20 protein-coding genes are annotated in these 24,189 nt (G+C 33.7%); 8 read left to right on the plus strand and 12 right to left on the minus strand.

Going from position 1 to position 24,189, the window contains the following annotated elements; all coding sequences use genetic code 11:
* Positions 1–238 precede the first annotated feature (238 nt).
* Both ACIDC4_RS02715 and ACIDC4_RS02720 read left to right on the plus strand, forming a co-directional pair.
* A complete protein-coding gene (locus ACIDC4_RS02715) occupies positions 239–859 on the plus strand; it encodes an outer membrane beta-barrel protein (RefSeq protein ID WP_412044367.1) in 621 nt (206 codons plus the stop codon).
* A gap of 107 nt (positions 860–966) precedes the next feature.
* Positions 967–1,917 carry a helix-turn-helix transcriptional regulator gene (locus ACIDC4_RS02720; RefSeq protein ID WP_412044368.1) on the plus strand — a complete coding sequence of 317 codons (951 nt, stop codon included), beginning with the start codon at positions 967–969 and terminating at the stop codon, positions 1,915–1,917.
* Between the two features lie 67 nt (positions 1,918–1,984).
* On the opposite strand, the gene ACIDC4_RS02725 is transcribed toward ACIDC4_RS02720, so the two are convergent.
* Complete coding sequence (locus tag ACIDC4_RS02725) at positions 1,985–2,467, minus strand: DinB family protein (protein ID WP_230033712.1); 483 nt, start codon at positions 2,465–2,467, stop codon at positions 1,985–1,987.
* 386 nt (positions 2,468–2,853) lie between these two features.
* Positions 2,854–3,786: a 1-phosphofructokinase family hexose kinase gene (locus ACIDC4_RS02730; protein ID WP_412044369.1), complete on the minus strand. Its 933-nt coding sequence runs from the start codon at positions 3,784–3,786 to the stop codon at positions 2,854–2,856.
* A 188-nt stretch (positions 3,787–3,974) separates the two neighbouring features.
* On the opposite strand from ACIDC4_RS02730, the gene thiL reads away from it, so the two are divergent.
* Entirely contained in the window at positions 3,975–5,021 is a 1,047-nt protein-coding gene (gene thiL, locus ACIDC4_RS02735) for a thiamine-phosphate kinase (RefSeq protein ID WP_412044370.1), read from the plus strand.
* Positions 5,022–5,103: 82 nt separating this feature from the next.
* On the opposite strand, the gene ACIDC4_RS02740 is transcribed toward thiL, so the two are convergent.
* From ACIDC4_RS02740 to ACIDC4_RS02760, 5 genes are all read right to left on the minus strand, one after another.
* Positions 5,104–5,802: a response regulator gene (locus ACIDC4_RS02740; protein WP_412044371.1), complete on the minus strand. Its 699-nt coding sequence runs from the start codon at positions 5,800–5,802 to the stop codon at positions 5,104–5,106.
* On the minus strand, positions 5,799–7,850 hold the full coding sequence (locus ACIDC4_RS02745) for a tetratricopeptide repeat-containing sensor histidine kinase (protein ID WP_412044372.1): 2,052 nt from the start codon (positions 7,848–7,850) through the stop codon (positions 5,799–5,801). The genes ACIDC4_RS02740 and ACIDC4_RS02745 overlap by 4 nt, the downstream gene beginning before the upstream one ends.
* Before the next feature lie 98 nt (positions 7,851–7,948).
* Positions 7,949–8,233 (minus strand): 3-oxoacyl-ACP reductase, encoded by a 285-nt coding sequence (locus ACIDC4_RS02750; RefSeq protein ID WP_412044373.1) that lies wholly within the window; start codon positions 8,231–8,233, stop codon positions 7,949–7,951.
* A 173-nt stretch (positions 8,234–8,406) separates the two neighbouring features.
* Positions 8,407–9,237: a LytR/AlgR family response regulator transcription factor gene (locus ACIDC4_RS02755; protein ID WP_412044374.1), complete on the minus strand. Its 831-nt coding sequence runs from the start codon at positions 9,235–9,237 to the stop codon at positions 8,407–8,409.
* 245 nt (positions 9,238–9,482) lie between these two features.
* Complete coding sequence (locus tag ACIDC4_RS02760; protein WP_412044375.1) at positions 9,483–11,021, minus strand: glycine--tRNA ligase; 1,539 nt, start codon at positions 11,019–11,021, stop codon at positions 9,483–9,485.
* 98 nt (positions 11,022–11,119) lie between these two features.
* Here ACIDC4_RS02760 and ACIDC4_RS02765 point away from each other — a divergent pair, with 98 nt between their 5' ends.
* Positions 11,120–11,803: a ComF family protein gene (locus ACIDC4_RS02765; RefSeq protein ID WP_412044376.1), complete on the plus strand. Its 684-nt coding sequence runs from the start codon at positions 11,120–11,122 to the stop codon at positions 11,801–11,803.
* 155 nt (positions 11,804–11,958) lie between these two features.
* On the opposite strand, the gene ACIDC4_RS02770 is transcribed toward ACIDC4_RS02765, so the two are convergent.
* Positions 11,959–14,652 carry a zinc-dependent metalloprotease gene (locus ACIDC4_RS02770; RefSeq protein WP_412044377.1) on the minus strand — a complete coding sequence of 898 codons (2,694 nt, stop codon included), beginning with the start codon at positions 14,650–14,652 and terminating at the stop codon, positions 11,959–11,961.
* A 196-nt stretch (positions 14,653–14,848) separates the two neighbouring features.
* On the opposite strand from ACIDC4_RS02770, the gene ACIDC4_RS02775 reads away from it, so the two are divergent.
* From ACIDC4_RS02775 to ACIDC4_RS02790, 4 genes are all read left to right on the plus strand, one after another.
* Positions 14,849–15,778, plus strand: coding sequence for a bifunctional riboflavin kinase/FAD synthetase (locus ACIDC4_RS02775; protein WP_412044378.1), 930 nt, complete (start codon positions 14,849–14,851; stop codon positions 15,776–15,778).
* A gap of 119 nt (positions 15,779–15,897) precedes the next feature.
* Positions 15,898–16,335: a hypothetical protein gene (locus tag ACIDC4_RS02780; protein ID WP_230033726.1), complete on the plus strand. Its 438-nt coding sequence runs from the start codon at positions 15,898–15,900 to the stop codon at positions 16,333–16,335.
* A 172-nt stretch (positions 16,336–16,507) separates the two neighbouring features.
* The gene (gene bioB, locus ACIDC4_RS02785; protein WP_065448788.1) at positions 16,508–17,596 is read left to right on the plus strand and encodes a biotin synthase BioB; all 1,089 of its coding nucleotides are present in this window, start codon (positions 16,508–16,510) and stop codon (positions 17,594–17,596) included.
* Between the two features lie 81 nt (positions 17,597–17,677).
* Positions 17,678–18,544, plus strand: a complete 867-nt coding sequence (locus ACIDC4_RS02790) for a cupin-like domain-containing protein (protein WP_412044379.1) — start codon at positions 17,678–17,680, stop codon at positions 18,542–18,544.
* Positions 18,545–18,913: 369 nt separating this feature from the next.
* On the opposite strand, the gene ACIDC4_RS02795 is transcribed toward ACIDC4_RS02790, so the two are convergent.
* The 4 genes from ACIDC4_RS02795 to ACIDC4_RS02810 all read right to left on the minus strand — a co-directional run bounded on the left by ACIDC4_RS02795 (position 18,914) and on the right by ACIDC4_RS02810 (position 24,186).
* Entirely contained in the window at positions 18,914–19,345 is a 432-nt protein-coding gene (locus ACIDC4_RS02795; RefSeq protein ID WP_412044380.1) for a hypothetical protein, read from the minus strand.
* Positions 19,346–19,796: 451 nt separating this feature from the next.
* Positions 19,797–20,093 carry a hypothetical protein gene (locus tag ACIDC4_RS02800; protein ID WP_412044381.1) on the minus strand — a complete coding sequence of 99 codons (297 nt, stop codon included), beginning with the start codon at positions 20,091–20,093 and terminating at the stop codon, positions 19,797–19,799.
* 35 nt (positions 20,094–20,128) lie between these two features.
* Complete coding sequence (locus tag ACIDC4_RS02805) at positions 20,129–20,620, minus strand: hypothetical protein (RefSeq protein ID WP_412044382.1); 492 nt, start codon at positions 20,618–20,620, stop codon at positions 20,129–20,131.
* The gene (locus ACIDC4_RS02810) at positions 20,617–24,186 is read right to left on the minus strand and encodes a DUF6443 domain-containing protein (RefSeq protein ID WP_412044383.1); all 3,570 of its coding nucleotides are present in this window, start codon (positions 24,184–24,186) and stop codon (positions 20,617–20,619) included. Before ACIDC4_RS02810 ends, ACIDC4_RS02805 begins: the two co-directional genes overlap by 4 nt.
* Positions 24,187–24,189: the final 3 nt, after the last annotated feature.

Genomic DNA, 24,189 nt, shown 5'->3' on the forward strand with positions numbered 1-24,189 from the left:
CAAAAAGTTATCGGGTTTTTTGCTTTAAAAAAGTCGGTTTTCATACAATTATAGCCCGATTTTCAATCTTTACTACTAATTAAATCATAATAAAACCTCAAAAATAAACACGTAAATACTTATAAAAAAGTAGGATTATTAACTCAATAACTTCATTTTTAATGCAATTGCTTGCTTTCGCAAAAGTTTTAATTCTAAAAACATAATTTTAATCTTACAACTTTTAAAAGCAATTATTATGAAAACTAAATTTTTTGTTATTTTATCAATGTTAACTTTTTCCTTCGCGAATGCACAACAAGACGAAGTAGACGCTGAAACAAACTCTGCAAAAGGAATAACTTTTGAAAAAGGTGATATGTTCCTAGAAGGTTCTATTAAAATTAGTACAGGTGGAGAAACCGATTATTATGGATTTAGTCCAAAATTTGGGTATTTACTAAATGACAAATTTGCCGTTGGAGCAAAACTAAATTATTCTAGTGAAAAAGAAGAAACTGTTCCGGAAACAAAAACCAACGTATTCGGAGTTGGTGCTTTTGCGAGATACTACTTTTTAGAATTAGACAAAAAACGTTTTAAAGCTTTCGCTGAAGCTGGTTTAGGTTTTGGAAGCAATAAGACTAAAATTGAAGGAATTGAAGATGACACTGATAATAGTATTACAGCAGATATTACTGTTGGATTAAACTATTTTGTGACCAAAAACATTGCGGTAACTTTTACATTGGCTAATGTATTAGCGTATAATAGTGTTTCTCCTGAAAATGGACCATCATCGGATACTTTTAATTTAAACATTAATTTATTTGAAAACATTTTCGATCAACCACAATTTGGTCTTTTATACAGATTCTAGATTTATATCGCTTAAATCTTCAAAAAAAGCTGTCTCAATTTGGGACAGCTTTTTTTATTTCAAAACTTCGAACCTTTGTATCTTTGAATCTTCAACTAAAAGAAAAAATGGACGAAACCCCAAAACGATTTGACCGTATTATTGCTATTCTTATTCAGTTACAATCTAAAAAAATTGTAAAGGCGCAGGAATTAGCCAATCGTTTTGAAGTGAGTTTAAGAACCATATATCGTGATATTCGAACTCTTGAAGCTTCGGGAGTTCCTATTTATAGCGAGGCCGGAGTGGGTTATGCTTTAATGGATGGTTACAGATTGCCTCCTGTTATGTTTACGCGCGAAGAAGTGAGCAGTTTTATCGCTGCCGAAAAATTGATGCAGAAATTTACGGATCCTTCTTTAGGATCTCATCATGCATCGGCAATGTATAAACTAAAATCGGTTTTAAGAAGTACTGATAAAGACTGGCTTTCGAATATAGAATCTAAAATTTTGATGCAAAATCAGGAACCTCTATTTCATGATAGTTCGCCTAATACGCTGGCCATCTTGTTTGAAAGTATTGCAGAGAAAAAACAAATTCTTCTTTCATACAAAACCGCTGAAGAAGCAAGTAATCGAAATATTGAACCTGTTGGCGTTTTTCATGATCATAACAATTGGTATTTTCTGGGTTATTGCCATTTACGACAAGATTATCGCCAGTTTAGAACAGACAGAATTCTGGGTATTCAAAAAACCGAATGTAGTTTTACCATACAACATGATTCATTAGAAACGTACTTAAAGAAAAATGAAACAATTCCGACGATTAAGGTTCGAATTTTAGTTTCGAAAAAAATCATCAATTATATTCGATTTGAACAAAAATACCACGGTTATGTTTCTGAAAAAGATGTTGGTGACCAAATAGAAATGACGTTTATGGCCCGCGATATCCAGGAAGGATTTCCACGTTGGTTTTTGATGTATGCCGATTATGCTTCGATTATAGAACCCGAAAAACTCAAAACCAGAATCCGGGAATTAGTCGAAAATTATCTGGAGAGATTATCATAAAAAAACTCCTAAACATGAAAGTAAATTCAGTTTAGGAGTTTTTTTATTCAGTCAATCTTCAAAAATGCTATCTTTCCCAGAAAAAAGGAGGTTCAATATTTAAAGCTCTTAGATACACATAGCCTTGTCCGCGGTGGTGTACTTCGTTATCAATAAAATAAAGAATGTTCTGAATTACCGGAAATTCGTATTGACCAAAAAGATTAAAGTTTTCATTAAAATCTTCAATCGATAATTTCTCCCAATACTTGTTGATTTCTGCAGTTGCTTCGTCCCATTTTTCAAGATATTGGGCTTTAAAAATCAATTTTTCTGATGCTTCTTCGCTAAATGGTTTCACTTCTTTGTTTACGATTCCTTTAAGTCCCGGAACTGCAATGGCCAAAAGTTCATCAGTCAGTTTAGCAAAAGTTCTCATTCCTCCTATCGAAAATTCGAAGAAATCTTTTTCAGGAAACGCTTCAATAACATTACGTGTAAGGGCGCGGTGACCTTGCCAGTGTTTCAACAAATCTTCGGGAGTAATTACTTGGGCAGCTAATGTTTTCATAATTTTAAAGTTTAATTATTTTTAATACTTCAAAAGTATTGAGGGTCGGTGACAACAGTTTGTCAGCAGGAAAAAAAAGATTTACTTTTTTTCCTGCTGACAAACGTAGAGACGCACAGCAGTGCGTCTCACACAACGTAACCACAATATATTAACGTTGTGTAAAAAGAACAATAGAGCAATAAAAATGGGGTTACTGTGCGTGAGACGCACTGCTGTGCGCCTCTACAATTAAAATCTTTGTGTCATTACATACGAAACCCGACAGGTTTTAAAAACCTGTCGGGTTTACTTTATGGTTACTGCGCGTCTCTACAATGTACGCATGTCTACAATCTGCGCCTCTAGGATATAGATTGTGGCTACATTTCGTTTTTCTTAAATCTTTATTTATTTTTAAGCCATTCAAACAAACGATGTGCATCTTCGTACTTGAATAATTGCGTTCCTTCGTTCATTGTTGCAGCAGATCCGCAGGCAACTCCCCAGCGAATGACTTCTTTCAGGCTTTTATTTTGAGACAATGCCCAAACCATCCCTCCAACCATACTATCTCCGGCACCAACAGTACTTTTTTTGGCAACATTTGGCGCAGGAACATATTCGTAATCGTCTTTTGTAACCAAAACAGCCCCTTGTGGCCCTAAAGAAACTACGACAATTTCGGCTCCGCCTTTGGCAATGATTTTTTTGGCGGCTTCATTTACTTCTTCCATTTCAAGGCGTCCTACTCCAACTAATTTTGCGAGTTCACCAACGTTTGGTTTTATGAGATATGCTCCGGTTTCCAGAACTTTCTTTAAGGCTTCGCCTGACGTATCTACAATTAATTTTGAATTTGATGCTTTGGCAATTTCAGCTACTTTCTGATAAAAATCAGTCGATAAACCTTCGTTTAAACTTCCGCTTGCGACTAGAAATTTTGGTTTTAGATTTGAAATGGTTTCTAAAACTTTCTGAACTTCTGAATCAGTTAAAATATCTCCTGTAAACCCAAAACGATATTGAGAATTAGTGTTATCATCAACGGCTATAAAGTTTTCTCTGGTTGCTGTTTGGGTTTCAATAGCTTCAAAATCTACTTTTTCCTGTTTTACTAAGTCTTTCAGCATTTCGCCAACTGGTCCGCCTGAAGTGAAAATAGCTAATGAATTTCCGCGTAAGCGAGCAATAGCTTTAGAAACATTTATTCCGCCTCCGCCTGCATCAAATTGTGGAGCTCCGCATCGTATTTTCTGCTCGGCGATCAGGCCTGAAAAATGGGTGCTTTTGTCTACCGAAGGGTTTACGGTTAAGGTAATTATATCGAATGTTTTCATTTTTGTTTTTTTTAATTCTACTAAAGATCCGAAAAAAAATGCTGTTTGCAAAAGAATAAAATTCAGGAGACATAAATGTATTGCCGTGCATCTTTACACAGAGATAAGGCGGTTGGAAATAACTTCCGGTTAAATTCGATAAAACCTTTGTACCTTTGCGCCTTAGAAACTTTGGAACTTAAAAAAAAATGATCGAAGATAAAAATCCGCAACGTACCAGTATAGCGCAATTAGGCGAGTTTGGCTTAATTGAACACTTAACCAAAAATTTTGATGTTACTCAGGAATCTACCTTAAAAAGTATAGGCGATGATGCTGCTGTTCTTGATTTTAAAGACAAAAAAGTAGTGGTTTCTACTGATTTACTGATCGAGGGCGTACATTTTGATTTGGCTTATATGCCTTTAAAACATTTAGGATATAAAGCAGTTGTTGTAAATATATCTGATATCTGTGCCATGAATGCCAGACCAACGCAAATAACGGTTTCTGTAGCCGTTTCTAATCGTTTCCCGTTAGAAGCGTTAGAAGAATTATTTGAAGGGATTACACACGCTGCAAAAGAATATAAAGTCGATGTTATTGGCGGAGACACTACCTCATCGCAAAAAGGATTAATCATAAGCATTACTGCTATTGGTGAAGCAAACGAAGATGAAATTGTATATAGAAATGGTGCCCAAAAAACCGATTTACTTGTAGTAACCGGTGACATTGGCGCTGCTTATATGGGATTGCAGGTTTTAGAACGCGAAAAGCAGGTTTTTCAGGTCAACCCAAACAGTCAGCCTGATCTTGATATGTATAGTTATTTAATCGAGCGCCAGTTAAAACCTGAGGCACGAAAAGATGTTCGTACTTTACTGCATGCTCTTGAAATTAAGCCAACATCGATGATCGATATTTCTGACGGATTATCATCTGAGATTATTCATTTGTGCAAACAATCAAAAGTGGGTTGTAATTTATACGAAGATAAACTGCCGCTGGATCCGCAATTTATTTCGACTTGCGAAGAGTTTAATATTGATAGTACAACAGTTGCTATTAATGGCGGCGAAGATTATGAGTTGCTTTTTACAATTGACATTAATGACTTTGATAAAATAAAAGGAAACCCAAATTTCTCTATTATTGGTCATATGGCAGATGAAAGCGAAGGAATCAATTTAGTAACACGCGCCAATACTCAAATTCCTTTGAAAGCTAGAGGTTGGGATGCTTTGAGCGAGTAAACTTTTAAATTCCAAAATAAAAAAAATCCAAATTCCAACGATATGATTATCAATTGGATTTTTTTTATTTTGGAATTTCCTTTTAAAAAAGCCCTTTACTTCTGGCTTCTTTCAATAAATCTTCATCAGAACCTGATTTTACTTTAAGCAATTCTTTCAGGCTTACTTTACGCTTTTCGATTGCATTAATAGAAATCGGAATATACTGCGGCATATCTTCTACCTGAGTTCCTTTTGATAAATGAAACAAAATTTGCTTGTCGAACTCATCTATTTCAATAGAATTATGAGGTGACTGATTGATTATTTTCTGAACCGACTGACTGTAATATTTATCATTTTTCATTACTTTATCAAATGCAAAAAGCAATTCGTCGAAAGTAAGATCATTTTTAATAACTAAACCATTGGGCTGAATGGTTCTGATTATGGTTTTTATTTTTAGCAACTCCGTATACATCGTTAGTAAAATAACCTTGCAGTTTGGCATTTTCTTCAAGATGAGTTTTGCCAGATCTTCGCCGGAAAAAATATCTTTTTCCTCATAAGCCGGCATACTAATGTCTAAAAAAGCAACATCGAACTGTGGCGTTTTTTCATCTTCGATTAAATCATACCCAGATTTACAATCATGTGCCTGCGAAATTAAAAATTCGTATTGATGAGGGTGGTAACGTGTTATCGCATTTTTATACCCTTCGATAATAAAAGGGTGGTCATCGACAATTAATATATTCTTTTTAATTAATTGAGAATCTGAGGCGTTTGAATCAATTGTCATCTATTTTGTAGGTTAATTTTCTGATCGATAGGGATTTTAATTAAAAGAAGCGTTCCTTCTCCTCTGGCAGATTTTAAAGCTACTGTGCCTTTGCATTCTGCGGTTCTGTATTGAATATTATGCAAACCTATACCATCTTTTGATCTTTTGGCATTAAAACCAATTCCATCATCAGCAATGGACAAAACCAGATGATCTATTTCGCTTTTAAACTCCACTTTGATAGTGTTTGCATCTGCATATTTATTACAATTTTGAAGTGCCTCCTGAACAATTCTGTACAAATTAATTTTAACAGCGTTACTAACCAATTCCCATTTGATATTAGAATCAAAAGAGGTTATTAATTTTGCCTCATAAGTGTTTTGTTGGTCTTCGAACAATTTGTTTAAAATCGCAATAAAATTATTAATTAATTCGGATTTCTCTCTATTTAAATCATGCGAAATTTCACGAATATCCTGCTCGATATTTTTAAGTTCTGCTAAGTATTTTTTTCTTTTTGGAGCTGCTTCTTCCTCATCTACTTTATCTAAACTATCCAGACTTATCCTAACGCCAAACATCCTTCCTAATACGCCATCATGCAAATCCTGGGCTACCTTTTTCTTTTCTTTAATACGGGTGAGCTCGATATCGTTTTGCTGCGAAATCATCAAATTATAAATATCTTCGTTTGCTACTTGCTGCTGTTGCTTAAAGAGCAATTCCCTGTTCTTGGCTTGTTGGGTTTTGTAAACATAAAAAAACAAACCTATTAAGGTACAGATGCTAAAAACGTAGATAAGGGTCTTGTTTTTCTCTTGCAGATTTGAGTTTTGATCTTTTATTTCGTTGGTTTCATACTCAATGCGAGAGAACTTTTCTCCCATATTTCGTTCTGATTTTACCATCTTATCATTTAGCTTAATATATTCTTTAGAATAGGAAGATGCATTTTTAGGATCGACAATAGCAATTTGCTTGAGCGCTTCGAGTGTATTGACAAATTTATTTGATGTACGGGACAAAGCCAAAGCTTGTCTTGAAAACTGAAATGCTTTGAAGGTATCTTTTTTGAAAGCAAAATACTCCGACAGATGAATTTTACTCGAAACAACTCCTGAAGTAAGATCAAGGCTGTCTCTGATTTTTAAAGATTTATAAAACAAATCCGGCAATTGATCCTGTTCTTTTAATTTGAATTTCGAATATCCCAGATTATCGAGCAGAATTGCGTATAAACTTGCTCTGTCTTCAAATAGATTTTCTTGTGCCAATCCTTTTTCGAAGAAAAACTTAGCCCTTTTATAATTACCCATTTTCATATAGATAAAGCCTATATTGTTGAGTGATGCTGCTTTATACTGATAAAATGATAATATTGATTTATCCTGCAAAATTGCCAAAGCTTTGTTTTGAAATTCTAATGCCTTTGTATATTCTTCCCGTTCATTATACAAGATTCCTAACAGATTATAACTTTCATAATAGAGATCATTTACCTTTTGCTGTTTTTTTAAACTGCGTAATGCTTTAAAAACCCCTATTTCACTTTCAAAAAAATCACCTTCATTATATTGCAGGCTTGCTTTATTTAAAAACGTTTTTGCCAAATTGTATTGATCATTTATTTTTATATAAAGTTTTTCGGCTTGAAAATAATTCAAAAATGCACTGTCAGAAATTGCCTGTGATTCATAATAATCTCCTAAGTACATATAAGCTTTGGCCATGTGCACTGAATCTTTAGATTTTTGTGCCCTGTCTAAAATTAGTTTGGTTGTTTTGAGGTATGATTTCCAATCGCTCATGTTGTAGTAACGATTAGCAACTTTAAAAAGATTTACTTTGTTAAGTGAGTCATCTTTTTGGTTTAAAATTATAGTCAAAGCTTTTTGACAATAGTTTTGTTTGATCTTTAAAGGCAAATTATTTTCGTTTGCTAACGAAAGATACGTAGGAAGACTGTCTACAGAGGAAATTATATTTTTATCTAATGTTGTTTTTTTGGTACATGCCAATAAAACGAAGAATAAAATTAATATTATTTTACATTTCTTTTTCAATTTGTGTCTTTGAATTTTACCAAAAATACTAAAACTATAGACACAAAAAAAGGCTGTTAAAAATTAACAGCCTAATATAAACTTATTAGAATTGTAGATTAATCTACTTTTTTATCTGTTCCGATAGATTGATTAACACCAGCAAAAGTTAATTGTCTTGTATTGTTTAGTATTACATCGCCTTTCTTTTGTTTTCCTGTAGCGCCTCCGTCTATATATGCTATGATATCACCTTTCTTTTGCTTACCTGTAGCACCTCCATCTATAGGCACAATTTTAATAGAGTCTGAAGCTGTTAAAAAATTTGTAGTTTCAGGAGTAGCGAAAGATGTTGCTACCATTACTAAAGAAAATAATCCGAATGTTAAAGTTGCTTTTTTCATGATCTGAGGTATTAAATGTTGATTTTTTTGTTATGGAGAATCATCGCTTTGTGCGAATCATGGTGTAAAACTAACTCCGGATTCAAAAAAAATTTATACAAAAAAACAGGTTTATGGTAGAACATACCCAATTGATAGTCAATGGGTACCAAATTTATGTAAACTCCTAATTTTTAGACTTCTAAGTAATTTCCTATAGAAAAATCTGCAATAATTAGGTCGACATTCGATTTGTAGGTTTTAGAAAAAGGGATCTTTTTAATCGAATTTTTGATGTAACAAACTGAGTTTCCGTTATGAATTCTCGCAATGTAATTTTTGTTGATGATATAGCTATTATGAATTCGAACAAAAGGGTGCGATAATATGGCTTCAAAATGCTTTAAAGTTTTAAAAGCAGTGATCATTTCACCTGAATTCAAATAAATATCTGTCGAATTATTATCAGCCTGAAGATAACAAATATCTGCGGCATCTATGTAGCGATAATCACCATAGGATTTAATACACAAAATAAGTGGCTTCTCTATATTTTGCAATTTTTGCATTAATGGAAGCGGAGAAATAATCTCATTTCTTATTTCGACAGTATTCATTTCCGGAATTGTCTTTTCAAGTTTTAAAATTACCTTTAGTAAGTCAATTGACTGTGCCGGTTTTAAAACATAATCAAATACTCCGTATTGAATGGCGTCAAATGCCAGCTCTTTTTTTGTTGTTGTAACAATTATCTTGGGTAACAGGGATAAGAACCTGTACAGCTCGTTTATAAAAGCGAGCGAGAGGTTACTGGATAGTTCAGTGGGATCAATTTCTAAAAAAATAATCGAAGGCCGGTGTTCTAATACCAAATGCAAACCGTCCTGATAATTCGTAGCCGAGGCCAGAAAAGTTAACTCCGAAAAACCTTCTGCAATTGTTCTGGTTTTCAAAATACTTTCAGCATCATCGTCAATAATAATATACGAATACTTTTTCAATATTGGTTTTTGTTGATTTTTCATGAATCCCCGACAACTATCCCTCTAGTTTCATCAATACTTTTGAAAAAATTTATTTTAATGGTTTATCCGCAATTAAAAATACGAATTTCAATTATTTTAGTATTTCATTGTTAATACATTGCAAACAAATGTTAACACATAAGGATGAAATGCAAAAAAGTCCGATGAAATGCATTTGTAAAATTAAAAAAATCCCAAATTCCGATATGGAATTTGGGATTTTTTATATTGTAGTTTTAAGAAAATTACATTTTCATCAACCAGTTTTTCATAGAAACTTCGTTCTCGATAATATCTTTCAATTCAGAAATTTTTACACGATCCTGTTTCATTGTATCTCTATGACGAATTGTTACTGTTTCGTCTTCGATTGTTTGGTGATCTACTGTAACACAAAACGGAGTTCCAAGAGCATCTTGTCTTCTGTAACGACGTCCTACAGCATCTTTTTCATCATAAGCCACACTGAAATCCCATTTTAAATCATCAATGATTTTTTTGGCGATATCCGGCAATCCATCTTTTTTAACCAATGGTAAAATAGCCACTTTGGTTGGTGCTAAAACTGATGGTAATTTTAGAACTGTTCTTGTAGAACCGTCTTCAAGAGTTTCTTCTTGTAATGAAGTTGCAAAAACAGCCAGGAACATACGATCTAAACCAACTGAAGTTTCTACTACGTATGGCACGTAATTTTCGTTCAGTTCCGGATCAAAATATTGTAATTTTCTACCAGAATATTGTTCGTGCGCTTTTAAATCAAAATCAGTACGAGAGTGAATTCCTTCTAGTTCTTTGAATCCAAAAGGGAAATTAAACTCGATATCTGCCGCAGCATTTGCGTAATGCGCTAATTTTTCGTGATCGTGAAAACGGTAATTTTCTTTTCCTAATCCTAAAGATAAATGCCAGTTTAAACGTGTCTCTTTCCAATGGTGGTACCATTTCATTTCTTCACCCGGGCGAACGAAAAATTGCATTTCCATTTGTTCGAATTCACGCATACGGAAAATGAATTGTCTTGCAACAATTTCATTTCTAAATGCTTTACCCGTTTGAGCAATTCCAAAAGGAATTTTCATACGACCTGATTTCTGAACATTCAGGAAATTCACAAAAATACCCTGAGCTGTTTCCGGACGTAAATATAAATCCATTGCAGAATCTGCAGAAGCTCCAAGTTTAGTTCCGAACATTAGATTGAACTGCTTTACATCTGTCCAGTTTTTAGAACCAGTTTCAGGATCAGCAATTTCTAATTCTTCGATTAAAGCTTTTACATCCTGAAGATCATCAGTCATTCCTTTTGCAAGCCTTGATAAAATTTCTTTATATTTTGAAAGATATTCTACAACACGTGCATTTGTGGTAACAAATTCTTCTTCATTAAATGCATCTCCAAAACGAGCTCTCGCTTTTTCGATTTCTTTTTGAGCTTTTTGATTGATCTTTTCAGCATGATCTTCAACCAAAACGTCTGCTCTATATCTTTTCTTTGAATCTTTATTATCAATCAACGGATCATTAAAAGCATCAACGTGGCCTGAAGCTTTCCAGGTTGTTGGATGCATCAATATTGCAGCATCAAGGCCTACAATATTCTCATTCATCTGAACCATTGATTTCCACCAATATTCACGGATATTCTTTTTTAACTCGACACCATTTTGTGCATAATCATATACTGCACTCAATCCATCGTATACTTCGCTTGACGGAAAAATAAATCCGTACTCTTTTGCGTGCGAAACCACATTCTTAAATAAATCTTCTTGTTTTGCCATAGTGATGCAAAAATATAAAAAGTACGTTTAAAAAAAAGAAAAATTATAAAGATTGAGACATTGATTTCGTTATTTTTGTAACTAAATTCTGTCTATTTGTGTTTAATTATATTATTGACCTGTTTTTTCCTAAAGTTTGTACTGGATGTCATACTATTTTGATCACCAACGAAACTGTATTTTGTACCGTTTGCCGTCATGAATTGCCTCTTACCCAATATCATTTAGATTCAAAAAACGAAGCAGTTAAGAAATTCTATGGCAAAATTGCTATCGAACATGCATCGGCGCTTTTGTATTTCAACAAAAAAGGAATTGTTCAGGAACTTATTCATAACCTAAAATATAAAGGCCACGAAGAGATTGGAACCGTTTTGGGAAATTGGTATGTAGAAGATTTAAAAGAACTCGCTTTAGAAACTCCTTTTGATGTTGTTATTCCTGTTCCTTTACATCCTAAAAAATTCAGGGAACGCGGCTACAATCAGGTTACCACTTTTGGAAAAGCTTTGGCCAAAGGATTAAAAATTGATTATAATGATGCTGTTTTATATCGAAAGAAATATTCGAAAACGCAATCAAAAAAGAACCTTATTGGAAGATCTGATAATATCGAAAACATATTTGATGTGATTTTTACAGAAGAAAATCAAAACAAACATTTTTTAATTGTAGACGATGTTTTAACCACCGGCGCTACTCTCGAAGCATGCTCAAAAGCTTTATTAAAAATTCCCGGAGCTAAAATTAGTATTGTTTGTATGGCGATGGCGAACTCTTAAAATTAAATTCCAATCCCGAAACATCGGGATAAAATTCCAAATTCCAAACCTTAAATGGAAATTCCAAACTTGATCTTTGGAGGAAACTCCAAAAAATAAATTCCAAATTCCAACTTTTATAGCTATTGGAATTTATTTTTTGGAATTTTAAAAGTTTAATAAACAATCAACTTCTTTACAGTTCTGTCATCTCCATCAATAACGGTCACAAAATACATTCCTGCAGACAGATTTGTTAAATCAATGTTCTGATTAAAATGATGTGCTTTATCAAAAGAATTATAATAGACTTTTTGGCCTGCCATATCGTGTACAAAAACCTCAATTCTCTGCAAAGAATCACTTTCGAGCTGAATGGTAAGATTTCCTCTGGTTGGATTTGGATGTATTGCAAATTCTACTTTTACCTCACTAGGCTGCCCTAAACTAAAAGTTTGATTGCAAATATTTACCGAAGCCGAGTTTATTTTCCCAAATCTGCCTGTAACGGCGTCACGAACTCTTAAAGTCCAGGTTCCTTTAGGATCCTGCCCAGTAAAGACACTTAACAAATCTACCGGAATAACAATTTGGCTGGTGATTTTAGAACAATCTAAAGGAACTCCGGCATCATCAAACTGCAAGGCTAAAGTAGACTGGATTCCGCCACAGCTTTTATTATTATATAAATTAACTATTGTTCCTTTTGGGCTTACGATTTGAATTTCGACATCAGAAATTCTTTCATGTGTAAAATTTACCATCACATTTACGTCAGAAACTGTTCCTGTCGAAGCAGGTACATTTACCGTTTTGGTTGTAAAAGTAGATGCAAAAGGAATATCAAAAGCGTTTCCGAAGCTATAAGAATCACAAGTTGTCGTAGAGGTGTAACCTACTGCAAACGGCTGGCTATTTATGGCATAATAAATATTAGCTGTTGGTTCAATCAAAACTCTGCAATTTGTTGAAGCTTCTACACTTGTTGGAATCTGAACAGATTGAGAACCATCGTTTGGTGTATTTGAAGCCAAAACAATCGGAAATGTCAATCCGCCATCTGTAGATAATTTTATATTTACATTTGAAGAGCCTTGCAAAGTATTGGTATTGTTTACGCTCCAGGTTACGGTTTGAAATGATCCTATTTGCCAGCTTACATCATTGGTATTTTGTGAGGTTACTGCAAAAGGACCAGCATTACCAGCCACATTCACTACCATTTCATCACTATTCGTTTGCGCCAGTCCCTCAGCTCCATTATCTCTTGCTGTTAGAGTAAAATGCAACGTTCTTGCAATAGACGAAACCGACTCCCAGGTTGTGGTTAATTTATTTCCAAGAACAGTGCTTAAAGCCGGCATATAACGTACCGGAGAAGTAGACGGAATTATAGATCTAAACAATGGCCCGTCAGGTTTTGTGGGATAAGCAACACTATTACTATTGGCCGTTGATGATGATATCGCACTATCAAATTGTTCCCAGGTATAAGTTACGGCAGCACTATTAGACCCTGAGCCCGTTAAAATAAATGGTGTACTTATTGGAATTGTATAATCTAAGCCGGCAATAATTGCGGGCGGATTATTTGCTATTGCCGTATTTACCGGACAGCTTTTTGCAGCAAGATTGCTCTGAATTTGCCAAATACTGGTATAGGCAAAATAATCATCTGAATTATCCTGAACATCATAATTTGTTATTCCTGCATAACCCATAATGGTAGATCCGCTTCCTGGTTCTACATTCATGCCTGTTCTTTCGGTACCATCAAAAGAAAAAGTATGATTGGCTCCCAATTGATGTCCCATTTCGTGTGCAACAAAATCAATATCAAAAGTATCTCCCTGAGGTTTATTGTTAGATGGCGAGGTATATCCGCTTCCTTTACCAATAACATTTGATGGTGTTGGACTATTGCAAACGCAACCTATACAAGCTGCATTACCACCACCTCCGGATGCACCAAACAAATGTCCTATATCATAATTTGCATCGCCAATAACGGTTGTTAATGTACTTTGAAGTTCTTTACTCCAATAATCATTACCATCTGATTTATCTTCGGATGTTCCTTTGGAAGCATCAGAGTATGGATCTGTTGCGGCATTGGTATAAATAACTGCATTTGTATTGGCAATTAAAACCAATTTTACAGCTAGATCTCTATTAAAAACTCCGTTTACTCTTGTCATCGTAGCATTCATTCCTGCTAATGCACCGTCTACCGTTCCGCCAAAATAAGCGGTATATTCTCCCGTACAGGAAATAGCTAAACGCAACGTTTTGAAAACTTTATTATTTGCAGCTGACTTAGCTGTTTTTGATGAAGTATTTAGATTCGGAATTTCATTTGTCGTTTTACACTCTAATCGTGCCGTAGATGCCATATCGTTTTTAGTAAATAAAACATATCCTGACTTGTCTTCGGGATTTTGTTCAATATATTCAGAAGGTTTCTCAGAACGAAATACCATAGTCTGAATACCAATAGGTGCAACACTAAAATGAATCTTAGCCGATTTATCGTCTACACCAATTCCTTCATACGCTCTTATCTCCGGATATTTTGCTTGTAGTTCCGGTTCAAAATTAGAAGATTCCCACACTGTAAATCTTTCCAGAACACCATTAGAATTTGGAATTGTAATTTGTATTGTATTCTTTTTTGATGATTGGGTTGTTGTACCGGAAAGTTTCGATTTTAAAAAATCAGTATTAAGTTTATAGTAGAGTCTTTCTGAATTAGACGAATTTATCCTTTTGCTCACAGAAACTGAACTTACTTTTTGCCACAAATTATCACTTTGAGCATAGATATTTGCACAACAAAAAATAAAAAATAAAAAAAGTAGATTTTTTTTCATACCCAGAATGATAATTGACGAATCAAAATTAAGTGAATTAAATTAAACTCTTACATATCTGCGACAATTAATGCTTTTTAGTCGACAAGTTGTTATATTTTATATAAAATAGCCCGATTCTCATTAAAAATCAATTGGGCTTAGTATAAAATTTAAAATAGATAGTATAAATTTGCACCATCTTAAATTATTTGTTTTGAAGCTCTTTCATTCTATAAACGATTTTCAGTCAACCAAGAAAACAATTTTAACTCTTGGCACCTTTGACGGCGTACATATTGGTCATAAAAAAATTCTTGAACGAATTACTCAAAATACTGAAAACGGAAAATACGAAAGTTTAGTGCTTACTTTTTTCCCGCATCCAAGAATGGTTTTGCAGGAAAAATCAGAAATAAAACTTTTGAATACTATTGCTGAAAAAACAAAACTGCTGGAAGCAACCGGAATCGAAAATCTTGTTATTCATCCGTTTAACGAAAGTTTCTCAAGATTAACTGCCGAAGAGTTTGTACATTCTATTTTGGTAGATCAATTTCATATTCAGAAAATAATTATTGGTCACGATCACCGTTTTGGAAGAAACAGAACCGCCAATATTGATGATCTAATTGCTTTTGGGGCTGAATACGGTTTCGAAGTCGAACAAATTTCGGCTCAGGAAATTCAGGATGTATCTGTAAGTTCAACCAAAATTAGAAAAGCTTTAAACGAAGGAAATATGGATTTGGCCAATGACTATTTGGGATATTCTTATTTTTTAACCGGTGAAGTGGTAAAAGGAAAACAATTAGGAAGAACAATTGGTTTCCCTACTGCCAACATCAAAATTGAAGAAGAATACAAGCTAATTCCAAAAATTGGTGTTTATATAGTGAAAGCTTTAATAAATGAAAAAGAAGTTTTTGGGATGATGAATATTGGTTACAACCCAACTGTAAATGGGCAAAATCAAACTATCGAAGTCAACTTATTCGACTTTGATGCTGATATTTATGGTCAAAAAATCGAAGTTTCGTTACTACAATATCTTCGCGAAGAACAAAAATTTGGCTCATTAGATTTACTTAAAGCCCAATTAAATCAGGATAAAAAAGATGCTTTGGCTTTTGTAAGCCACCTTTAAAAAAGTACCTGATTATACTTTTCGCCATTTTTAAATCATCGTAGTTATTTTTTTAGTAAATTTGATATAGAACTCTGTTTATCAAATATTTACCATTAACTTCTTTAAAAATAACTACTATGAAATTACCTAAAGAAATAACCAACGGTTTCCTGATTTTCCTAGGTATAGGAATCTATTTTTTATTGATGAACGTATTAGGTTTAGCACATTTATTCTACTTACGTACCCTGAATGTATTTTTTATATTCTACGGAGTAAATAAAACAATGAAGATGAATCTGCAGGAAGGAGAAACCAATTTTGTATCGAATGCCGTTTCTGCTATGGCAACTTCTGTGGTTGGTGTGGCGATGAGCGTTTTCGGATTACTGGTTTATAGTTATGCACGAGGCGGAGATGCCTATGTAAAAACGCTATCTGAAGCTTTTATGTTTGGAGGAAACCCTTCGGTACCAACTTACTGTATTTGTTTATTATTTGAAGGAGTCGCGTCGTCGGTAATTGTCACTTTAATGATGATGCTGTATTGGAACAATAAATATGTAGCCGATTAATATTTCAAAATAAAACAATCATTTAAGCATTCTAAAATCATATAATTACAAAAAAATATGATTTTAGAATGCTTCTTTTTTGAAATTTCATGCAGAATATTCATTTCAGGCAATCTACATTCTTGATTAGAACAATTTAATTACATTTGAAGTTCCAAAAAAACAATAACCTATGAACGTTACCAAACACAACTGGACAAAAGACGAGATAATCGCCATATATAATAAACCGATGATGGACCTGCTGTATGAAGCAGCCACAATACACAGGCAAAAACACGATCCAAACGTGGTTCAGGTTTCTACTTTACTTTCGATCAAAACAGGCGGCTGTCCTGAAGATTGCGGCTATTGTCCGCAAGCTGCACGTTACAACACGGGTGTCGAAGGAAATGATTTAATGAGTGTAAGTCAGGTAAAAGCGCAGGCTTTGCGTGCCAAATCCAGCGGATCGTCCCGAGTTTGTATGGGAGCTGCTTGGAGAAATGTAAAAGATGGCGAAGAGTTTGATCAGGTTTTAGAAATGGTTCGTACCATAAATAAACTAGACATGGAGGTTTGCTGCACTCTGGGTATGATTACCGAAAATCAGGCACAACGTTTGGCAGAAGCTGGTTTATATGCTTATAATCACAACTTAGATACTTCTGAAGAATATTATAAAGATGTTATTTCGACCCGTGGCTTCGAAGATCGTTTGCAAACAATAGAAAATGTTCGTAAAACCAATGTTACGGTTTGTAGCGGAGGAATTATTGGTATGGGAGAAAGCATCGAAGACAGAGCCGGAATGCTTGTAGCTCTTTCGACTTTAAATCCACAACCGGAATCTGTACCAATTAATGCATTAGTTGCAGTTGAAGGAACTCCGATGGAAGAAGAAAAACCAGTTGAAATTTGGGAAATGATTCGTATGGTTGCCACAACCAGAATTGTAATGCCGGATACTCAGGTACGTCTTTCTGCAGGAAGAACCAATATGAGCCGTGAAGGACAGGCAATGTGCTTTTTTGCTGGTGCAAATTCTATTTTTGCCGGAGATAAGTTGCTTACAACACCAAATCCTGATGTTCAGGAAGACATGAAAATGTTTGACTTGTTAGGCTTGATTCCGCAAAAACCATTTGTTAAAGTTTCGCAGCCACAAACCGTTGAAGCAGCTGACTCTCAGTTCGCTCCATTAGGCGAAAAACCTAAATGGTCTAGACCAGGACATACGATTGAAAGAAACCTTGAGGCTTCGATCAAATCAAAAAATTAATTAAAAGAGTTAATAAGTTTCAAGAAATATTTTTAAATTGCTTGTAGCAGAGAGCTATAAGCAATTTTTTTATTTAAAGAGATGAAGTTAACACAAATCGAAAGGGTAAAAAAGATCTCAAAATCTGATTTTATTTCCCAATATGTAAAAAAACAAATTCCAGTTGTTATTGAAGAGCTGACCGAAGATTGGCCGGCTTATCATAAATGGAAACTACACTATATCAAAGAAATCGCCGGTGATACTGTCGTTCCTTTGTACGATAATAGACCCGTAAATCATGAAGATGGCTTTAATGAAGCGCATACTAAAATGAAAATGAGCGATTATATCAATTTATTAGAATCCAAGCCTACCAATTACCGCATCTTTCTTTATAATTTAATGAAGGAAGTACCAACATTAAAGGATGACTTTTTATGGCCGGATATTGGTTTAAGATTAGTCAAGCAAATGCCGATGTTGTTTTTTGGCGGAGAAAACTCGAAAGTATTCATGCATTATGATATTGATTATTCGAATATTCTGCATTTTCATTTTCATGGCGAAAAACAATGTATGATTTTTGCTCCTGATCAGTCGAAGTATATGTACAAAGTTCCGCATGCTTTAATTTCGAGAGAAGACATTGATTTTGACAATCCCGATTATGAAAAATTCCCCGCCCTAAAAAATGCCGAAGGCTATATCACCAATCTCAAACATGGCGAAGTTTTGTATATGCCCGAAGGTTACTGGCATTATATGAAATATTTAACTCCAGGTTTCTCTATGAGTTTACGTGCTTTTCCTAAAAACATTACCAATTTATCAAAAGCCGTTTACAACGTTTTTATCATGCGTCATTTTGATATTTTGATGCGGAAATTTAAAGGCCAAAAATGGATTGATTATAAGAATGAAAAAGCAATTACAAATACTCATGAAAACCTGAGAAAGAGCGCGTAAAAAATTGAAGCAAAAAAGCAGCTGGAGTAAATACTACAACTTCTTAAATTAAAATGATCATTCTTTCAAAAAATGCAAGATCTGATCTGGAAATTTTATTTTTTCGAAGCAAAAAGCTCATCTATTTTGACCGAGGTTTCTTGCTTAATTAGCGATTCTCCTTTCTTTCACAAGCGAGACTCTTCTGCCAGTTGGGACTTTCTAACGTATTAACTCTATAAAACACAAATAAACCACTCATTCTCGAGTGGTTTTCTTTTTATATTCTTTATCAATACTCTTTGTGCCACACGAAATGATTCGCGCGGGAGTGGAAAAGTCAGAGACATTCGCCAGTACCTTATAGCAACACTTCGGAGACCTGACATATTATTTTTTAAATGCCTTATGCTTAAAAATTTCTGATTTATTTTTATCTGTTTTTAACGTAAAACTACTATCATTTCTATTCATAATCTGATAACATATTGTGTCTTTAAAGTCTTTCATCATTAAAAACTCTCCAACTTTTATATCTCTTCCATTACTTTGATGTATGGAATCAATAATCTGATATTCGTAAATATCGTCAGAGGTAAACTCCATATTTTTAAAAAAAGCTATTTTATTCTCTCTAATACTAATTCCTGATAAAGAATCTAAGTTACTTATCCATTCTCCTTGTACTATTGTTTTTTGTTTATTTAATTTAGAGTATTTGATAGTTGGAGTTTCATTAAAAAATGAATTTCTAAATACTAAAAACAGAATAAGGATTAGAAATATTCCTAATGATAATATGATTATTAATTGTTTTTTCAAAATAAATATTTTTAAAATTAAACTAGTCTTTTAAGTGTTACTAAATATATCCTATTTGCTCCAAGATTTTAACCACGCTTAATGATTTGTCACTTAAAGATCTAACATTTCCTAGAGTTACAAGATCACTTGATTTAAAATGTGAAGCGCTTCCCTTCCTGCCAATATTATCTCCTGACCTGTCTAATCCACGAATAGTAAAATCAAGCGGGTAATAACGTTTTATATATTGTCTTCATCTATTTTTCTCAGTAAGAATTACTCTCTTTGCGTTCACGAGCAAGATGCTCGTGCCAGCATGAGGAAAAAATTATATTGTAGTCGACGATTGTATCAGTAAAAGATGCGGGAGTCAAAGGAGTCAAAGGAGTCAAATCTAATTGAGCTACATCAATATATAAGGGTTTTCCAGTTCCATTGTTCCACCATTGTCTAGCTTCCCAATCTTGGACTACACCATCATAATCAGGTCGATTTGATAAATCAGTATAATGGTTATAAAATTTAATATAATCTGTTTTTTCATTGCATCTCTATGATTCATATTTTGAGTAAAGTATTTATTTTCCATAACAATTGCTTTGCCCTGCAATCCTTGGTCATCTGTTCCAAGAAAGTCGCCATTACTATTGTAAATTGGAGACATAGCTTCCATCCCATCTGGGTCAATAAAATAAACAGGATTACTAAGAGTATAAGTATATGGAGAAAACCGTCTTGATTTTTCAGCCAATGGGTCAATTTTCATCCAGCGAGGCTTTCTTGTTTTAGTTTCTCTATGTCTTATTGTTGCAGGTGCAAAGTCACAGACGTTTGCACAGCAGCTACACTTTGCGAAGCGAGGGGAGAAAGGCACCCTTTAATTATAATAGTATCTTTATCAAATGTTAACCCTACGTCGCCTTTAATTTTTTCCTGAATTTCGGCATCAGACAATTTGTTTCCCAAATCATCTTCAAATAATGTTGTTATTAATGGTATAATTATTAAATTATTTTGAATTTTAAATTGTTTACCCGTACCAAAAGGTGTTAAGTAATAGTATTTTCTATCACTTTCTTTAACAGAATACAAAATCACATTTTTCAATTTACCAGACATTAATTTTTTTTCTAAGATACCATTAGAATCTTCAATTTGAATTTCTATAATTGAATGAATTAATTTCAATCGTTGATTTACATATGCAATCTTTTTTAAACAAAAATTATCATCTGATTTATAATATTTGCAAGAGAAAACAATTAATGCAATTAGTATCAAAGTTTTTTTCATTTTTTAAAATATTTAGTTGTTTCTGAATGATGTATATATTTACCCGCCACCGATTGTATATATTCTTTATAAATTGGAGAAGTAGCTTTCCAAGACTTATCCTGAAATTGATGCATATACGCATTGTATTCATAACGGGTATCATAAATTCCCTTTCCTAACTTTTTATAATCTTCCACATGCTGCCCTCTTTCGTGTGAAAAAAGATTTATTATATCATGACCATTTTGCAAAGCTATTCCAAGATGCCCATAGGTAACACTAATATCTATCTCTCCTTTTTTCAAGTCACTAGAATTTGGGGATACTCCACCATAACGCGTTAATGCCAGTCCGCTTTCAAAATCATCTGTTATTCCATTTGCTTTTAATTCTTTCAAATTGTATCCTGCTTGCTCATAATAATAATTAAGAACTCCTTCCGCAAAATTTCCTTTATCTTCTAAAGAATTAATTTCAGTAATCTCTGTTGAACTTTTTAATCCGACCTTTCTATTAACTGTTCCGTCTTTATTATAAAAATTAGCAGGAGAGTTAAACGAATTTTTTTTCATTTCTAATGGTGAAGTGGGATTATTTACAATGTATATTTTTTTATCATTTACATCGTCTGATCCCATATAATTTCCTTCTGAATCAAAATAATCGCCATCTAACATTCCGTCTGGGTCAATTTTTAGAATTGGATTATTTTGTACATAGTTGTAAGGAGATAACCAAATACGTTTCTCAGTCATAGGATCTAAATTCATAAATCTGCTAAGTGCAGGGTCATAATTTCTTGCTCCATAGTCATAAAAGTTAAGTCCCAGCTCGTCCTGCAACTCTTTCCCATTGTATTTATATTTTTGCGCAATAGCGTTTCCTAATGTGCTTATAATATTTGGATGAGATTTTTGCTCTAACCCAAAAGGATAATAATTATTCTCTTCGATGATGTTTAAGTTTTTATTATAACTTAAACGTACATTTCCTAAATGATCTTTGTATTGATAAATATACTCATAAACTCCTGAATTATTACGCACATATCCTTCTGGTTGTGAAAAAAACTGCATGACATTATTTTCATATTGAAATCCGGCTGCATAATCTGTAGTGATACCCTTAACCACTTTTCTTTGTTTTACTCCGGCAGCATCGTAAGTATAATTGATGTTTCCGTACTGCATGGTAATCTGAACCGGAAGATTTAAATAGTTATACGAAATTGCAGTAACCCCTTTATTGGCATCGGTTATCATATTACCATTAGCATCATAACTGTAGTCGATATTAGTACCACTGTTTCCGTTATTAAATCCTTGTGCATTATTAGCATTATCTTCGACTTTTAATAATTTATTTCCAGCATCATAAGAATAAACCAAATTGTCTATTATACCATAATTAGACGTATTTAGAATTGTATTACCATTTCTAAACATCGTCATGATATTGCCATTTTTGTCGTAAGTTGGGTTTTCGTTATAACGGTCTAAATTATCTTTAGCAGCCGTTAAGCGATTTAAGTCATCATATTCATACACATAACTTCTTAAACTAGCATCAGTATGAGCTGTTTTCCAGAGAGTCTGACTTATATTTCCGTTAAACAACGATGTTCCCGTAGTTGGTTTATCGTAATTTACCTTAAACGCAAACAAAGAATTCCCCATATTGTTTACATCATTAATATCTTTAAGCCATCCGCGAACATTGTATTTATAGTTAACAGTCTGGACGCCACCCACCGTTTTTGTTACCAACTGTCCTAAATTATCATAAGTATTAGCCACAATGATTTCCTGAGGCTGATTATTTATGGTTTGCTTTTGGCCTAACATCCTACCCATATGATCATAGGTAAAAACATCTGATATTGTAATATTTGGAGCTCCCGTTTTTTGATGTGTCGTTGTAGCTGTAAGCAATTTACCTGCAAAATCGAGATAATTTTTAGTAGTATTTATCGTGTTCAAAAAATTATTTTTACTGTACGTATAAACAGCCCTTCCTTTTGTATCATAATAAATAACGCTTGTTGTCCATAACGAAGTACCTAAAGTACGTACTTTAGAACATGTACTTAATCCCTTTGCATTCGTAATAGGTGTCACATTATAAGTGGCAACAGCTATTCCTCCATCTAAATCTATATTATTATAGTTATCATAATAATTTATGGTTAGCAAATCAATTCCGCTATCCGGGAAAGCCTGATTAGAATAACTGCTGCTGGTACCATTAATGGCTATAGGAGAGCTAAGTCTGTTCTCGAACAAAACATTATTTGTATTTGCCAAATTTTGTATACCTGTACGTGTAACTTGTCCTGAGTTTACATATTCTCCGGTATAAACAGGTCTGCTAAAAATGTCATATTTGGTAAATATCCATTTGTTTTGAGCTCTTAAGTTAGCATCCTGTGTTAATACGGGTCTGTCTAGTTTATCATAAATGATATATTCCCAATCTTTTCCTGGTATTTTTTTCTCAACCAAACGATTACGGCTATCATATTTGTATTGGTAGCATAAATTATCCAAAATGGCTTGGTCTCCGTTTACAACTACAGCGCTAAAAGTACTTCCGGCCATGGCATGAAAACCAGGTAATAATTGGATAGAATTAGTAGCTTTAATATTTAAAGGACCACTATTTGCGGTTAATACAGCTGTTGATGTTGGGTCTGATGGTATTCCTGACGTGTTGCCAATTAGGTCTGCAGCCTTTGGCGGAATTACAAACGTCAGGTTTCCATATCTGTCATATACATAATATGTATCATGTGGTGTCTGACTGGAAATAAGCTGCCCATTAGAATCTTTATAATCCGAGTAGAATCTTTTTAATATCACATGCCCTTCTTTATCCTTAAACTCCTCTGTTGTATTATTTTTTCCTGAGGTCCAGTTTTCGTTTTTGGTAATGGTTTTATATAACTGCAAATTAGTATAAATACCCTGTTGTTCTAAATAAGGAGCTTCCTTATTTTCATTAGTAAAATAAATTTTAAATAGCTTTACATTATCATTTGCATCATTTGCATAATATTCAAATTTAATGGTGTGGTCGTTATCATAAAATTTACTCAGTTTCCAGGCAACCCCTGGAGCAGCCTGTTTTCTAATCCTGTTAAGAGGAGATGCTTCAAAATATTTCTCAGAAAACGAATTTGCATCTTCAGGATATAGTACTTGAAAATCGTCAGGATATTTAGATGTATAGAAAACGCTAAGTTCATTACTATATCCATAAAGATCCATCAAATCAGAATCAAAATTTAAACTACTAGCTGTTCTGGCATATGGTAAAAAATCCTTAACCTGTCTTCCAAAATAATCGTATGCAAAAGGAGTTATAATGTCTTGCTTATTACCTCCTGCCTGTTTATCAATACGTTGTAAAGGACGTCCTAAACCATCAAAATAATTTATGGTTTCTATTTTTTCATCAGTTGCCACGTTCCCGGTAGTCGTTCTTACCTGAAAGGTTGTCGATTTGATGAAATTTCTTGTAGTTGTTTGTGCCAAAGCCCATGGCGACACTAACAGAATCGTTAAAATACAAAGTAACCTTCTCATAAG

Source organism: Flavobacterium sp. C3NV (assembly GCF_046825355.2).
Classification (GTDB): Bacteria; Bacteroidota; Bacteroidia; order Flavobacteriales; family Flavobacteriaceae; genus Flavobacterium.

Excerpts from the sequence above, each read along its gene's own strand:
- ACIDC4_RS02715 (WP_412044367.1), top strand. The coding sequence starts at position 239 with ATGAAAACTAAATTTTTTGTTATTTTATCAATGTTAACTTTTTCCTTC.
- ACIDC4_RS02720 (WP_412044368.1), top strand. The coding sequence starts at position 967 with ATGGACGAAACCCCAAAACGATTTGACCGTATTATTGCTATTCTTATT.
- ACIDC4_RS02725 (WP_230033712.1), bottom strand. The coding sequence starts at position 2,467 with ATGAAAACATTAGCTGCCCAAGTAATTACTCCCGAAGATTTGTTGAAA.
- ACIDC4_RS02730 (WP_412044369.1), bottom strand. The coding sequence starts at position 3,786 with ATGAAAACATTCGATATAATTACCTTAACCGTAAACCCTTCGGTAGAC.
- thiL (WP_412044370.1), top strand. The coding sequence starts at position 3,975 with ATGATCGAAGATAAAAATCCGCAACGTACCAGTATAGCGCAATTAGGC.
- ACIDC4_RS02740 (WP_412044371.1), bottom strand. The coding sequence starts at position 5,802 with ATGACAATTGATTCAAACGCCTCAGATTCTCAATTAATTAAAAAGAAT.
- ACIDC4_RS02750 (WP_412044373.1), bottom strand. The coding sequence starts at position 8,233 with ATGAAAAAAGCAACTTTAACATTCGGATTATTTTCTTTAGTAATGGTA.
- ACIDC4_RS02755 (WP_412044374.1), bottom strand. The coding sequence starts at position 9,237 with ATGAAAAATCAACAAAAACCAATATTGAAAAAGTATTCGTATATTATT.
- ACIDC4_RS02760 (WP_412044375.1), bottom strand. The coding sequence starts at position 11,021 with ATGGCAAAACAAGAAGATTTATTTAAGAATGTGGTTTCGCACGCAAAA.
- ACIDC4_RS02770 (WP_412044377.1), bottom strand. The coding sequence starts at position 14,652 with ATGAAAAAAAATCTACTTTTTTTATTTTTTATTTTTTGTTGTGCAAAT.
- ACIDC4_RS02780 (WP_230033726.1), top strand. The coding sequence starts at position 15,898 with ATGAAATTACCTAAAGAAATAACCAACGGTTTCCTGATTTTCCTAGGT.
- bioB (WP_065448788.1), top strand. The coding sequence starts at position 16,508 with ATGAACGTTACCAAACACAACTGGACAAAAGACGAGATAATCGCCATA.
- ACIDC4_RS02790 (WP_412044379.1), top strand. The coding sequence starts at position 17,678 with ATGAAGTTAACACAAATCGAAAGGGTAAAAAAGATCTCAAAATCTGAT.
- ACIDC4_RS02800 (WP_412044381.1), bottom strand. The coding sequence starts at position 20,093 with ATGAAAATTGACCCATTGGCTGAAAAATCAAGACGGTTTTCTCCATAT.
- ACIDC4_RS02805 (WP_412044382.1), bottom strand. The coding sequence starts at position 20,620 with ATGAAAAAAACTTTGATACTAATTGCATTAATTGTTTTCTCTTGCAAA.
- ACIDC4_RS02810 (WP_412044383.1), bottom strand. The coding sequence starts at position 24,186 with ATGAGAAGGTTACTTTGTATTTTAACGATTCTGTTAGTGTCGCCATGG.